The sequence below is a fragment of the Thermoflexibacter ruber genome, from assembly GCF_900113045.1.
Classification (GTDB): Bacteria; Bacteroidota; Bacteroidia; order Cytophagales; family Thermoflexibacteraceae; genus Thermoflexibacter; species Thermoflexibacter ruber.
Map to the genome: position 1 here is coordinate 53862 of NZ_FONY01000009.1, position 15578 is coordinate 69439.

At 37.8% G+C, this 15578-nt stretch carries 7 protein-coding genes; 6 read left to right on the forward strand and 1 reads right to left on the reverse strand.

All coding sequences use genetic code 11. The features are described 5' to 3' along the window. Positions 1–23: 23 nt before the first annotated feature. The 5 genes from BM141_RS06655 (at position 24) to BM141_RS06675 (ending at position 11284) form a co-directional block, all read left to right on the forward strand. Complete coding sequence (locus BM141_RS06655; RefSeq protein WP_091542164.1) at positions 24–3422, forward strand: SpoIIE family protein phosphatase; 3399 nt, start codon at positions 24–26, stop codon at positions 3420–3422. A gap of 141 nt (positions 3423–3563) precedes the next feature. Then, complete coding sequence (locus tag BM141_RS06660) at positions 3564–4787, forward strand: PSP1 domain-containing protein (RefSeq protein ID WP_091542167.1); 1224 nt, start codon at positions 3564–3566, stop codon at positions 4785–4787. Between the two features lie 68 nt (positions 4788–4855). After that, entirely contained in the window at positions 4856–6196 is a 1341-nt protein-coding gene (locus BM141_RS06665) for a Gfo/Idh/MocA family protein (protein WP_091542170.1), read from the forward strand. A 366-nt stretch (positions 6197–6562) separates the two neighbouring features. Continuing rightward, complete coding sequence (gene secA / locus BM141_RS06670) at positions 6563–9955, forward strand: preprotein translocase subunit SecA (RefSeq protein WP_091542172.1); 3393 nt, start codon at positions 6563–6565, stop codon at positions 9953–9955. Positions 9956–10036: 81 nt separating this feature from the next. Beyond that, entirely contained in the window at positions 10037–11284 is a 1248-nt protein-coding gene (locus tag BM141_RS06675) for a chorismate-binding protein (protein WP_143090829.1), read from the forward strand. Positions 11285–11301: 17 nt separating this feature from the next. Here the strand turns inward: BM141_RS06675 and ruvA are convergent, their stop codons facing one another. Continuing rightward, positions 11302–11907 carry a Holliday junction branch migration protein RuvA gene (gene ruvA / locus BM141_RS06680; RefSeq protein WP_091542176.1) on the reverse strand — a complete coding sequence of 202 codons (606 nt, stop codon included), beginning with the start codon at positions 11905–11907 and terminating at the stop codon, positions 11302–11304. A gap of 171 nt (positions 11908–12078) precedes the next feature. Here ruvA and BM141_RS23375 point away from each other — a divergent pair, with 171 nt between their 5' ends. Then, on the forward strand, positions 12079–15369 hold the full coding sequence (locus BM141_RS23375; protein WP_185116726.1) for a sensor histidine kinase: 3291 nt from the start codon (positions 12079–12081) through the stop codon (positions 15367–15369). The last annotated feature ends 209 nt before the right edge of the window (positions 15370–15578 follow it).

Below are 15578 nucleotides of genomic sequence, written 5' to 3' on the forward strand. Positions count from 1 at the left end.
TAGTTATTGATGATAACGCCAAAATGATAAAATACAAGGTTTTTATAATTCTTTTTTTTATTTTCTCCTTTCCAACTCTCTCAAAAGGACAAGCCGTTACTGAGCCTAATCAGATTGGTATGCCTTTTATTCGGAATTTTTCTCCTAAAGACTATAAAGCAGGTTTGGCAAATTGGGCAGTTGTGCAGGACAAAAGAGGTGTGATGTACTTTGGCAATGATAAGGGAGTACTTGAATATGATGGGGTACATTGGCGACTAATAAAAACTTCTAATAATTCCTCAGTATTTTCTTTGGCAGTTGATAAAGACGGAAGAATATACGTAGGTGGCTTGCGTACTTTTGGTATGCTTGTGCCCGATTCCACAGGATACTTACAATACCAAAGTCTTGCAAGTAAAATAGACTTTACTGAAAATGCTTTTGAGCAAGTTTGGTCTATTCGTTGTGTGAAAGAAGGCGTTATTTTCCAAACAGATGACAAACTTTTTATTCATAAAGAAAAAACTGATATAAAAATAATCAAGGCTAATTCTTATTTCACTTTTGGATACGAAGCCCGAGGGAAATACTACGTTCAACAAAATAACATAGGTTTGACGGAACTTGTAGATAACAAGCTGCAATTAGTCAAAGGGACAGAAAGATTTAAAAATACAATTATCGCCCAAGTATTGCCCTATGATAAGGATAAAATCATGCTTTGTATAGACGAAGAAGGACTTTTTATCTTAGATAATGGTCGTCTTATCCCTTTTAAAACAGATGCAGATGTTTTTCTGAAAGAATACAGGGCTTATAGCGCACTCTTTTTAGATGATAATAAAATTGCTTTAGCAACCTTAGGTATCGGTTTGGTAGTATTGGACAAAAAAGGTAAGATTATCCATATTTTTAACAAAAGAAATGGCTTGGGAGATGACTTAGTTACCTCTTTTTGCATGGACGGTCAAGGAGGAATTTGGTTAGGGCTTTACCACGGCATTTCTCGCTTAGAATATCCTTCTCCTTTATCTATTTTCACAGAAAACTCCCACAAAATCAGTGGAGCGGTAAATGCGATTGCTAAGCACAAAGGCGAAGTGTATATTGCTACTATGTCAGGCTTGTATGTACTCAAATCTCGTAATCTTACCAAAAGTTTTACAGAAGCAGAATTTAAAAAAATCAAGGATATTCCTGTAGATTGTTGGGGGCTTTTGTCTTTTGGCGACGAGCTAATTATTGCTACCTATTCAGGGCTAAAGAAATTAAAAGGCGAAGAATTAAGTGTGATTGGTGAGGTAAACCCTCAAACTTTTTGCATTACCCGCTCCGAAAAAGACCCTAACCGCATTTTTGTTGGCTCTGCTTATAGTGTACGTTCCTTAATCAAAGTAGGCAACGAATGGGTAGATAGTGGCAGGTTGGATAGCATCAGAGAAGAAGTGCAGTTCATCAAAGAAGATAAAGAAGGCAATTTATGGATAGGTACAAAAAATAAAGGCATTATCAAAGTAGTATTTGGTGAGTTTTTTTCTTTGAACCCCAAAGAAGCCAAAAGATATGGTATGAATGAAGGTTTGCCCTCTTTTAGTGGGAATCACTTATTTTTAATGAATGGAGAAATTAGAGTAGGTACGGAAAATGGTATTTATAAATATAATAAGCAAACTGACAAGTTTATTTATGACCATGCCTTTGATGTACCTTTCAATAAGGGGAAATACAGTGTGCGTTATCCTACCTTAGACAGTCAAGGAAATTTGTGGTGTTTCTCTAACATTAATGAAGGAGAAATTTGCTTAGCCGTAAAGCAAACAGATGGCTCTTATAAATACAAACCCAAAGTTCTCAGCCGCCTCAATGACCTACAAGACATTCAATATATTTTTGCAGAAGAGAATGGAGTAATCTGGGTAAGTGATGTAGATGGAGTATATCGCTTTGATAGCCAAGAGGTAGGCAAAAGTGAATTTGAATTTAATACACTTATTAGGCAGATAAGCATTGGCAAAGACTCTGTGATATTCAAAGGTACTTACTTTGATGAAAAAAGGGTCAATTCGCTTGAGCAACCCAAAGAGCTGATGTACGACTTCCCTTACAAGTACAACACACTTCGCTTTGAAATGTCTGCGGTATCTTACAATGATGAAAGAGTAAATGTCTATCAAAGCTACTTAGAAAACTTTGATACAGGCTGGTCTAAGTGGACAGAAGATAACAACAAGGAATATACCAACCTTCCTGAGGGAACTTATACCTACCGAGTTCGTTCTAAAGATGTTTATGGACAGATAAGCAAAGAGGCAGTATTCAAATTTTCTATCCAACCTCCTTGGTACAGAACCCCTTGGGCTTATATGCTTTACTCGGTGCTTTTAGGTAGTTTAGTATGGGGATTTATTCGTTGGAGGATTAGTGCTATACAAAAGGAAAAAGAAGTTTTAGCAATCAAAGTAACAGAACGTACCCAAGAGTTGGCAGACACGAATCAAAATTTAAAAAATACGCTTGAGCAACTCAAAGAGCAACATGATATTATTCAACAAAAATCAAATGAGTTGGCAGAGGCAAATCAACGACTGTTTGACTTAAATAAAGAACTGAGAAAAACAGTTTCTCAGGTGCAGTTAGCCCATAAGGAACTGGAGCGAAGCAGAGATGAACTCAGTAGGAAAAACGAAAATATAGAAAGTAGTATCCGATACGCTCGCCGTATCCAAGATGCTATGCTCCCTTATGCTGCCAAACTTAATACTTGGTTTTCAGAATATTTTATATTTTACAAGCCAAGAGATATTGTCAGCGGCGACTTTTATTGGTTTACAGAAAGAGACGGAAAAATCATCGTTACCGCAGTAGATTGTACAGGGCATGGTGTCCCCGGTGCCTTTATGAGCATGATAGGCTTTTCTATGCTCTCCCAAGTTGTAAACGAAAACAATATTTTAGAGGCTGATGAAATTTTAAATCATTTACATTTAGGAATTAGACATTCTTTAAAACAAGAGGAAACTGACAACCGCGATGGTATGGACATGGCACTCTGTGTGATAGACAAACAGAAAAAAATATTGTCTTACAGTGGAGCGAAGAACCCACTTCTCATCTATCAAAATGGTAGTTTAGAGCAAATCAAAGCTGATAAAATGCCCATAGGAGGACTGCAGAAAGAAGGAAAACGCGCCTTTACCAAGCATACTTTTGACATAAGCCAGCCAACTACCGTCTATATGTTCACTGATGGCTATCACGACCAATTTGGCGGCGAACAAGGCAAGAGATTTATGACCAACAACTTTTTCTTACTCATAGAACAGATTGCTCATAAACCTTTGCAAGAGCAAAAGCAAATCATAGAAGATACCATGAACGAATGGATGCGTGGCTATGAACAGATAGACGATATGCTAATTATTGGTTTGAAAATTTCTTAATAAAGCGTAAATTTCTTTACCTACCTACGCAAGAGTATAAAACTTTTTATGCTTTGTTTGGTAAAACAAGTATTAAAAGCTAATTTTACGATTCTCTAAATTAATTATTTTTCTAATCAAGATAATCCAATTAACATAGATATGGCTTGTGGCTCTTGTGGGTGTGGTTCGGGTGGATGCGGCACACGCACTAAAAATATAGATACTATTGGCTCGAAAATCAAAGGCTGTCGCAATAACGGTACTTGCGGTACTTCGGGCTGTAACAAACTCAACGTATTTGACTGGCTTAGCAACATGGAACTTCCTTCGCACCAAAGATACAATATCTTAGAAGTACGATTCAAAGGAGGAAGGAAGGAGTATTTTCGCAATAACGACCTGTTAGACCTTGAGATAGGCGATGCTGTTATTGTAGATGTTCCTAATGGTTATCATTTAGGACATGTTTCTTTGAGAGGGGAATTAGTCCGCTTACAAATCATCAAGAAAAAAATTACTAATGAAGAAATCCGAGATATTTACCGCAAGGCATCTGCCAAAGATTTAGAAAAGTTTGCCGAAGTGCAAGCCAAAGAGATGACTACCATGTATCGCGCAAGAGAAATTATCCAAGAGATGCAACTGCAAATGAAACTCTCTGATGTAGAATACCAAGCAGATAATACTAAGGCTACTTTTTATTACTCAGCAGACGATAGGGTAGATTTTAGAGAACTAATCAAAATCTTGGCAAGCGAGTTCAAAGTACGTATCGAGATGCGTCAAATTAGTCTAAGGCAGGAAGCAAGCCGCCTTGGTGGAATTGGCGTTTGTGGGCGAGAGTTGTGCTGCTCTACTTGGCTTACAGAGTTTAAGAGCGTTTCTACGGCTGCGGCGCGTTATCAAAACCTTTCTCTAAACCCCAGCAAACTTTCTGGACAGTGCGGGAGGCTGAAGTGTTGCCTGAACTATGAATTAGAAACCTACTTAGATGCCTTAGTAGATATTCCTAAAGTGGAAAAACCGCTCTTGACCGCACAGGGCGAAGCACATCTACAAAAAACAGACATTTTTAAGAAAATTATGTGGTTCAGCTACGATACCGAAAGTACATGGTACCCCCTCTCTACTGATAGAGTAAAACAAATCATGGAAATTAATGCCCAAGGGGGAGTAGTAGAAAGCTTGGCAGAGGAAACACCTGCAAAACCCACTTCTAAACCCAAAGAAACAGATTTTCAACAAAATCTGGAGTTGGAAAATCCTGAAAAACTTGTGGATAGAGAAAAACGAAAGAAAGCAAACCGAAACAGGAAAAAGAAAAGAAGACCAGAAGCCAATAAAGACAGAACAAAAGAGCCTAAGAAAAATAAAGAAAAGTAGTACTTAGGCTACCCTTTATCGGACTTATTTGAGCATATTACATATAATCCATACATAGTAAGAAGAAAATGAAAAGACGCGACTTCCTCAAGACCAATGCTACAATAGGTCTGGGTGTAACCACTATAGGGCAAACTTTTGCTGACCCCAATAAAGAAGAACTGTTTGCAGACAAAAAATTGCGATTAGGATTTATTGGGGTAGGTTTAAGAGGTACCAATCACTTGCAAAATGCACTATATAGAGATGATATAGTGATTCCTGCTATTTGTGATATTGACCCTGAGAGAATCAAAATTGCAGAAGATTTGATAGTAAAAAAAGGCATGAAAAAGCCCGAATCCTATACACAGGGCGAGTTTGCTTTTTTGAAAATGTTGGAAAGGAATGACTTGGACGCAGTCGTGATTTCTACTCCTTGGGAATGGCATACGCCTATGGCAGTAGCGGCAATGAAAGCAGGCAAATATGCTGGCGTAGAAGTATCCGCTGCAAATACCATAGAGGAGTGTTGGGATTTGGTGAATACCTCTGAGGCTACAGGTGTGCCTTGTATGATTTTAGAAAATGTATGTTATCGCAGAGATGTCATGGCAATACTCAATATGGTTAGGCAAGGCTTGTTTGGAGAGATGATTCATTGCCAATGTGGCTATCAACACGATTTAAGAGAAGTTAAGTTTGAGCCTAATGTAGAGTTTGGAGAAAAGGGATTACATGAAGCCAAATGGCGTACTACACACTCAGTTTATAGAAATGGAGATTTGTACCCTACTCACGGAATAGGTCCTATTGCCACCTACTTAGACATCAACAGGGGCAATCGTTTTGTGTCCTTAGTTTCTACTGCCACCAAAGCAAGAGGTTTGCATAATTATATTTTAGAAAAAGGTGGAGCGAATCACCCCAATGCCAAAGTAGAGTTCAAGTTAGGTGATGTAGTAAGCACCTTGATTACCACTTTTAGAGGGGAAACTATTTTAGTTACCCATGACACCAACCTCCCACGACCATACTCTTTAGGATTTAGAGTACAAGGGACAAAAGGGCTTTGGATGAACGATGGCAACACAATATATATAGAAGGAAAAAGCCAGCCACATCGCTGGGAAGAGTCTGCCAAGTACATCAAAGAATACGACCACCCTCTCTGGAAAAAATACCAAGACAAAGCAGAAGGCTCTGGACATGGAGGCATGGACTTCTTCGTTTTACATGCTTTTATCGAGGCTGCCAAGAGAAAAGCGCCTACTCCCTTAGACGCATATGATGCCGCCGCATGGAGCGTAATTAGTCACCTTTCAGAGCAGTCTATATCCCAAGGAGGTACGCCCCAACTTTTCCCTGATTTTACGCGTGGAAAATGGTTTTTAAGAAAACCAAACTTTGCCTTAGGAGATGAGTATTAAGTCTATGATAATAGTAGGAAAAATCCATAAAACTTCTTATCTTTGCACCCTAAATTACCGACATTTTGTCAGGTAATAGTTCATTGGTATTATAATCGTTCAGAAGGTTCCAAGTTTATAACTAAATGTTTCTTGTTTTGCTGTGTTAGGTTTTGACTAAGTTGCTGGTGTATTTTACATCGTAAAATACGCTTTGCTAAGTTTTTAATCTTGGGTAGCTATTATGTTACCGACATAGAATTTGTAATGGAGTTTAAGAACACATAAAAAAGTAGTGTAATTCAAACTACCTCAAACTATAAACAAGAAACACTAAACCAGAAACTCAAAACTATTTATTTAAAAGGATAAGAAATTACTAAATATATGATAGATATTCTCACCAAAGGATTAGCCAAGATATTCGGTACAAAGTCAGAAAGAGATTTGAAACTCATCAGACCGTATGTTGATAAAATAAGCGCTGAATATCAGAAACTTGCCTCTATTTCTGATGATGCGCTCCGCTCAAAAACAGTAGAGTTCAAGCAAGAAATAGCCCAAGCTCTTCAAGCAATAGATACAAAAATTGCCGCCTTGCGTCAGCAGATTTTAGATAATCCAGAAATGGACATTACAGAAAAGGAGGTGGTTTTCAATGCCATAGAAAAAGCAGAGAAAGAACGAGATGTGCAGTTAGATAGCATTTTGGAAGGACTAATTCCAAGAGCCTTTGCTGTAGTCAAAGAAACTGCAAGGCGATTGAAAGAAAATAAGCAGTTGGTGGTTTCTGTTACTCCTCACGACCATTTTATAGCCGCTCAAAGAAAAGGAGTAGTCATAGAAGGCGAAAAAGCTATTTGGCTCAACCAATGGATGGCGGCAGGAAATGAAGTTACGTGGGACATGTTGCACTACGACGTACAGCTAATAGGCGGCGTAGTCCTTTTCCAAGGAAAAATTGCAGAAATGGCGACAGGGGAAGGAAAAACTTTGGTGGCAACCTTGCCCGCTTACTTGCGTGCTTTGGCAGGAAATGGTGTACACATCGTTACCGTCAATGACTATTTGGCAAAAAGGGACTCTGAGTGGATGGGACCTATTTTTGAGTTTCACGGCTTAAAAGTAGATTGCATCGACAAGCACCAGCCCAATACTCAGCAAAGGAGAAATGCCTACTTAGCTGATATTACCTATGGCACTAATAATGAATTTGGCTTTGATTATCTGAGAGATAACATGGTGCGTACCGTAGAGGAAATGGTACAACGCCGTCATTATTTTGCTATGGTGGACGAGGTGGATTCCGTTTTGATAGACGATGCCAGAACACCTTTGATTATCTCTGGACCCATAGGGGCAGGAAATGCCGAGGAGCAGGAATACCAAGAGCTAAAACCTCGCATAGAAAAATTGGTAGAGCGTCAAAAACGTTTAGTACAAGATTTACTGAATGAAGCAAAGAAAAAATTAGCAGAAGGCAATAAGCAAGAAGGAGGTTTAGCCTTATTCAGAGCATATAGAGGATTGCCCAAGTACAAACCTTTAATTAAATTCTTGGGCGAGACGGGTATCAAGCAAATTCTATTAGATACGGAAAATATTTACCTTCAAGACAATTCCCGAATGATGCCCGAAGCTGATAAACCCTTGTATTTCACCATAGATGAAAAAAATAACTCTGTGGATTTAACCGGCAAAGGCATCGACTTGATTACTGAGCAAGGAGAAGACCCTAACTTTTTTATACTTCCAGATTTGGGAGCGGAATTAGCTGATTTTGAGAAAAGTAGTGAAGGACTTTCCGAAGATGAAAAATTAGCAGCCAAAGATAGAATTATACAAGACTACGCTGCAAAAACACAAAGGATACACTGTATCAATCAGTTACTTAAAGCCTATACGCTTTTTGAAAAAGATGTAGAATACATCATAGATGAAGGGAAGGTAAAAATCGTAGATGAACAAACAGGGCGTATTATGGATGGCAGACGTTATTCTGACGGCTTGCATCAGGCTTTGGAAGCAAAAGAAAATGTAAAAGTAGAGGAAGCTACTCAGACTTATGCTACTATTACCTTGCAAAACTATTTCAGAATGTATCACAAACTGGCAGGTATGACGGGTACAGCAGAAACAGAAGCAGGCGAGTTCATGGATATTTATAAACTTGATGTAGTTGTTATCCCAACTAATAGACCTATTTCCCGTAAAGACCACGAGGATAAAGTGTATAAAACAGTTCGTGAAAAATACAATGCCGTAGTAGAGGAAATTCAAGATTTAGTTGCCAAAGGCAGACCTGTTTTAGTGGGGACTACTTCGGTGGAAAATTCTGAAATCCTCAGTAGAATGTTGAAAATCAGAAAAATAAACCATCAAGTTTTGAATGCAAAGTACCATGCCAAAGAAGCAGACATAGTCGCAGAAGCAGGAAAGCCCGGAACAGTAACAATTGCAACAAACATGGCTGGTCGCGGGACTGACATCAAACTTACTCCAGAATCCAGAGCAGCAGGCGGTTTAGCTATTATTGGTACAGAAAGGCACGAAGCAAGACGCGTAGATAGGCAGTTGCGAGGTCGCTCAGGTCGTCAAGGCGACCCCGGAACTTCTCAATTTTTTGTTAGTTTGGAAGACAACCTCATGCGTCTGTTTGGTTCAGGCAAAATTGCCAGCATCATGGACAAATTAGGCTTACAAGAAGGCGAAGTTATCCAACACTCTATGATTACTTCCTCTATCGAGAGGGCGCAACGCAAAGTTGAGGAAAATAACTTTGCCATTAGAAAACGTCTTTTAGAGTATGACGAAGTGATGAACTTGCAAAGAAAAGTCATTTATTCTCGCCGTAGAAATGCACTTTTTGGCGATAAATTGGAATTGGACATCATGACCATGTTCTATGAAAATGCAAGGCAAGCCGTTGAAAATAACAAGGGTGATTATGACAATTTCCGCTTGCAAGTATTACATTTCTTTGGCTACTCTACGCATATAGACAAGCATCACTTTGATACAGCAAAGTCTGAAGATTTGATTGATGAACTTTATCATGAGGCATACAGTCATTACCAAGAGAAAAATGCCAAGATTGCAGAAACAGCTTTTCCTATTCTAAGCGATATTTACAAAACTCACGGAGCAACAGTCAAAGAAATCGGAGTTACTTTTACTGATGGCAAAAAAATGATAGGAGTAGTAACAGACCTTGCCAAATCTGTAGAAACCAAAGGGAAGGAATTGATAAAAAGCATGGAGCAGGGGTTAGTATTGGCACTCATAGACCAGTATTGGAAGGAGCATTTAAGGGAAATGGACGATTTGCGTCAGCAAGTACAGTTTGCAGTTTTAGAGCAAAAAGACCCACTGATGGTATATAAATTTAGTGCCTTAGACTTATTCCAAGCCTTTATCGGGGAATTGAACGAAAACACCACTGCTTTCCTGTCCAGAGCGCATATCAGAGAAGAAAAGCAGCAGGAAGTAGCAGTGCAAGATGCGGACACTATCCGCCGCCGAAACCAAAGCAGGCAAAGGTTACAAACACGCAAAGATGAAAGTGGCTCTATTCTTGGGAATCAGGACAATAGCGAGGTAATAAAAAATATTGCAAGGGAAAAAATAGAAGTTACTAAACCTATTATTGCCCAAAAAGAACCTGACCGCAATGCCAAAGTTACTGTTCAGTATGCTGATGGTACGGTGAAAAAAGATGTAAAGTACAAAAATGTGATAGATGATGTCAAAAATGGAAAGTGTGTAGTGATAGAGGCTTAAAAGTACAAAATTTTAGTAACTATTTTCTTAAATACATCGTTTATTTAGCATAGATGTTCTAAACTAAAATTTCAGAAAATATTGAAAGAAATAGAGTCTTTACTAAGTCGAGCAATGACAGGTATAACGGCAGAAAAATTGCTTTCTGCCGTATTTCATGTAGCATATCAGCAATATCTACCTATTGCCGTGTGGAAACTACCCGAAAGTAAGCATATCCGTTTAGCAATAGATTTTTCCTCTGTTTTGCAGCCAGTTAAAGCTGATTTAGAAGAACTTGGTAGCGGCTTCTTGATAAGTCCATTTATCAACAGAGGGGCAGAAGCGTGGTTTATCCAAGCAGATTTGTACTGGCAGGGAAATTGGGAAAGCGATATGACGAAAAATTTTAGTTTTAGTCATCGTGCAGAGCAGTATTTTTCAGAGGAGTTCCAAAAGAAGGCTATTTTTATCCAATCTTTAGAAAAACTACTTGCTCAGTCTATTAGCCTTCCCAAATTATCATTCAAATCTATACCTCATTCCTTCTTTATGAGCGAGATAGATTTTGAAAATACTGTCAATGAAGCTGTAATAGCCATCCAACAGGGACAGTTTAGAAAAGTAGTCTTATCAAGGAGTAAAGAAGTCGCACTACCTACTGATTTTGATTTGATAGCGACATTCAAAAAGATATGTCATACGTATCCTCATGCTTTAGTTTCGTTGGTCAGTACTCCCCAAACAGGAACTTGGGTAGGGGCTACGCCAGAAACATTGGTAAGTGTGGATAAACATAAGATTTTCAGAACGATAGCCTTAGCAGGGACACAAGCCAGAGGCAATTTGACCAACCTAAGTGAAGCCCTGTGGACACAAAAAGAAATAGAAGAACAAGCCTTAGTAAGTCGTTATATCATCAACTGTTTGAAAAAAATTAGGGTTAGAGAGTTCGAAGAGGTAGGACCTAAAACGGTAGCTTCGGGGAATTTACTCCACCTTCGCACTGACTTTGAAATCAATATAAACGAAATTAATTTCCCCCAATTAGGCTCTGTAATGTTAGAGCTTTTGCACCCTACCTCAGCAGTTTGTGGTATGCCCAAAGATGCGGCTCTGGACTTTATCTTAGAAAAAGAAAAATACAATAGAGAATTGTACAGTGGATATTTAGGGCAGGTAAATATAGAGGAAGAAAGTGCTATCTTTGTGAATCTGAGGTGTATGCAACTTTTTGATAAAAAAGCTCGCTTGTATGCAGGTGCAGGCATTACCCAAGATTCGCATGCAGAAAAAGAATGGAAGGAAACAGAAATGAAAATGGAAGCAATGCTAAAAATGCTCTATTAAAACTTTCTCTTTCTTGATTATCCTGCTTTTAGGGCATACTTCACAATTTGTTCTACTGTTAAGTTATTTCCATGTTTTTTTACTACCGCTTGCACAGTTTTCTCTGCCGCAGGTTTAGCTATTCCTAAGGCTATCAAGGCATTGATTGCCTCTTGCAAAGTAGCAGAACTGATATACTCACCTAAGATACTGGCTTCTTTGCCATCAGCTAACTGCAAGTTTTCTTTTCTAATCTTGTCTTTCAGTTCTACAATAATCATTTGAGCAGTTTTTGCCCCTATTCCTTTGACACTCTGAATAGTACGCACATCTTCTCTGGCTATGGCTTCTCGGATTTCATTAGCAGAAAGAGAAGAAAGCGTCATCAAAGCAGTGCTTGGACCTACATTGGAAACACTGATAAGATGCAAAAAAAGTTTCTTTTCTTCTGGGTCTAAAAAACCATACAAGGTATGAGCATCTTCTTTGATACTCAAATAGGTATAAAGTTTACAAGACTGATTCACCTGCAAGTGAGCGGTTACATTAAGCGGGGTGCGGATTTCATAGGCTATTCCCGCTATCTCTATTACTGCCAAAGTAGCTTCCTTATGCACCAAAGTTCCTTGAATATACGCATACATTTGGTATATTTTTTTTTATTTCAGCAAAAATACATTAATTTTCAAAGCCAAATGTAAGCAATCTTTATGTCTTTGAAATACATTAGAATCATTTTATTATTAATTAGTTGTTTTTCAATATACAATACGCTTCTTGCCCAAGAGAAACTTTTGCGTTTTGCCCAAGTTTATATGGAACAGAAAGCGGCAAATAGCAATATATTGTGCATTTTTCAAGATAGTAAAGGCTTTATGTGGTTTGGCACTACCGATGGACTTAGCAAATACGATGGTTATAAGTTTACTATTTATAAGCACATTGCCAATGACAGCACATCTATTATTAACAATCAAATTCATGCTATTGCAGAAGACAGCCAAGGGGATTTATGGATTGGAACGAAAAGTGGTCTGAGCAAATATAGATATGCAGAGGAAAAATTTACAAATATTATCCTTGATTCTCAGAATCAAAATATCAATAGAATCCAAACTTTAGCCATAGATAACTACGGATTTATTTGGTTAGGAACAGACGGCGGTGGATTGATGCGGTTTAATCCCATAGATAACAAACTTAGTAGTTTTCTCTATAAGCTCAATGACCCCCGAGAAAATGCTCAGTTGAAAATTAGGAAAATAAGCGTTGATAAATTGGGGAATCTCTGGTTGGCTACGGGCTATGGGCTTTTTCACTTAGATGTAAAAAAACAAAATCAAGGTACGAATGCCGCTTTTACCCACTACGTTCACAACCCAAGCAACAATAATTCATTGATTAGCAATGACTTAGTTTCAGTATTAGCAGACCAAGCAGGCGATATTTGGGTGAGTACTTCCAATGGAGAGTTAAACAAATTAATATTTAGTGAAAAAAAGTTTTTGCGACAGCCGTATCAAGTAGAAGGAAAAAACAGCCAATTATTTACTAACATTACTTCCTTATGTCAGTCTAAAGACGGAATCATTTGGTTTGGTGGTTATGGTGAAGGATTAAATAGCATCAGTTTGACTAACGGTAAGCTCAAAAGGTATCTGGCAAACAAGAACGAGCTTTTTAGCATTAGTAGCAATGATATTACAGCGATTTACGAAGATAATGCAGGAATTTTGTGGATAGCAACTTCAGGTGGGGGCTTGCACAAATTAGACCGCAAAGCAAGTAAATTTGAAGTATATATCCGAGATGAAGGCACCTCCAATACACTTAGCCAAAATAATGTCAAAGCAGTCTGGGAAGATAAGCAAGGCAATATTTGGATAGGGACAGCCAATAATGGATTAAATCGCTACAATCCTACCACAAAGCAATACACGCTTTTTGAAAATGAACCTAACAATCCTAATTCCTTATCAGATAATAAAATCAATGTACTGTACGAAGATACGTTTGGAACGCTATGGGTAGGGACTAATGGAGGAGGATTGAATAGGCTGACTTTCCAAGACAACCAAGTGAAGATTGTGCGCTATCGCTACCAAGAAGGTAGCACGAACTGTATTCCTAATGATGTAATTACAGACTTAACCTCCGATGCAGATGGTAATCTGTGGATTGCTACCGCAGACGGATTAGCAAAGTTCAAACAGCGAGAAAATATTTTTACTATTTATAAGCGAGATATTAAGTTTCCTAATACGCTTAGCAGCAACAGTTTGCGGTGTATTCGCTTTGCCTCTACGGGAGATTTATGGATAGGGACTGACGGAGGAGGACTCAATCAAATGAAAGTACAAAATGCTTTTTTCGAGGAGTTTAGAAACAACTATTTAAAGCAAGGAAGTTTGCCAGATGACCGTATTGCCTCTTTGTATATTGATAGATTTGGTAAAATTTGGGTAGGCACTTTTGACGGGGACCTGAACCTGCTCGAGCCTTCTAAAAAAGAATTTAAAAATTATGCCTCCCAGCATGGTATTCAAAGCATAGTACATGGTATCATAGAAGACGAAAACAACCAATTTTGGCTTAGCGGCTACAATGGACTTTTCATATTTGATGTCATAGAACAAAAAGTAACTCGCCATTACGACATCAATGATGGCTTACCCTCCAATGAGTTTAACTTAGGAGCTTATCACAAAGGTAGAAGTGGAAAGTTTTATTTTGGCAGTTTAAATGGTATGATTGCCTTTCATCCTAACTATTTAGAAGAAAGCAAATCTGCCCCTCCTATTGTTATCACAGATTTTAAAATTGCAAACGAATCTGTAAAACTGGGTAAAGAAAACTCCTTTTTCAAAAAAAATATCAACATAGCTGATGAGATTACGCTATTAGATGATAACTTTTCATTTTCATTAGAGTTTGCTGCCTTAGACTACACCGCTCCCCAAAGAATCAAATACAAATACAAATTGGAAGCGGAGGGGGAGGAGAATAGTCAGTGGGTACTTACTGATGCTTCTAATCGCATCGCTACTTATACAAATCTTCCTCATGGGGATTATATATTTACTGTCATAGCAACCAATAGTGATGGTGTATGGAGTACCAAAGGGAAAAGCATCAAGATTTACGTCAAGCTACCTTTTTGGAAAACTTGGTGGGCAAAAATACTACTTGTCCTGTTTATATTAACCATCGTATTAGTATTTTATCAGTATAGAATCTATACTATCAAAAAAGATAAACAAAAATTAGAGCAGCAAGTAGCTGAGAGAACTGAAAAAGTTTCACAACAAAAAGCAGAAATAGAAAGTCAAAAGCACTTATTGGAAGAGCAGAATCATAGCTTGCAACAAGTCAATGAAAAACTGCGACTTTCTGAGCAGGAACTTAGCGAATTAAACATTACTAAAAATCGCTTTTTCTCCATTTTAGCCCACGACCTGCGCGCTCCTATCAATTCCATGAAAGGTTTTTCTAATCTATTAGCTAACTTTGCAGACCAACTTTCCGCAGAAGAAATCAAAAGTATAGCAAAAAATTTAGATGAAACTATTATTATTTCAAGTCGTTACTTGGAAAATTTGCTCACGTGGGCAAGGTCACAGATGAATAGCATAGAGTTTAAGCCACAGCCTATCTTACTCAAAGAGGCGGTTTATAGTACTACAGAAGTCTTAAAAAATAATGCTCAAAGTAAAAAGATTACACTTGAAATTGAAGGTGATTTAGAAATCAAACTTTTCGTTGATGCCAATCAACTCAATGTAATCTTAACCAATTTGGTTTCTAATGCTATCAAATTTACTTATAACGGTGGGAAAATAATTATAGGAGCGAGCATGCATGAGCAAGATATGGCAGAAATATATGTTGGCGATACAGGTACAGGAATGCCCAAAGAAGTAGTAGAAAAGATTTTTAGAATAGACTCAAAGCACACTATGAAAGGTACGCAGGGAGAAACAGGTACAGGTTTGGGTTTGTTGCTTTGTAGAGAGTTTGTAGAAAAAAATGGTGGTAAAATCTGGGTAGAAAGCACCGAAGGGGTAGGCTCTACATTCAGATTTACTTTGCCTATCGTGCATACATAAGAAAAATGTGAGTAAAAATTTTTCAAAATTATTAGGATATGATTTTACAATGTGTTAAATATGTGTTATATTTGTAACTAAGATTTAACTTTTGGCACAATTATTTGTTATTGTAAGATAAAAGTTTAAGTTTTTATATAAATTAATTTGACGATGAAAAAAGCCACACTCCTTGAGTATGGCTTTTTTAGTTTTAAGATAAAATGAAT

Coding starts and splice junctions, on each gene's coding strand:
- BM141_RS06655 (WP_091542164.1), top strand. CDS start 24: ATGATAAAATACAAGGTTTTTATAATTCTTTTTTTTATTTTCTCCTTT.
- BM141_RS06660 (WP_091542167.1), top strand. CDS start 3,564: ATGGCTTGTGGCTCTTGTGGGTGTGGTTCGGGTGGATGCGGCACACGC.
- BM141_RS06665 (WP_091542170.1), top strand. CDS start 4,856: ATGAAAAGACGCGACTTCCTCAAGACCAATGCTACAATAGGTCTGGGT.
- secA (WP_091542172.1), top strand. CDS start 6,563: ATGATAGATATTCTCACCAAAGGATTAGCCAAGATATTCGGTACAAAG.
- ruvA (WP_091542176.1), bottom strand. CDS start 11,907: ATGTATGCGTATATTCAAGGAACTTTGGTGCATAAGGAAGCTACTTTG.
- BM141_RS23375 (WP_185116726.1), top strand. CDS start 12,079: ATGGAACAGAAAGCGGCAAATAGCAATATATTGTGCATTTTTCAAGAT.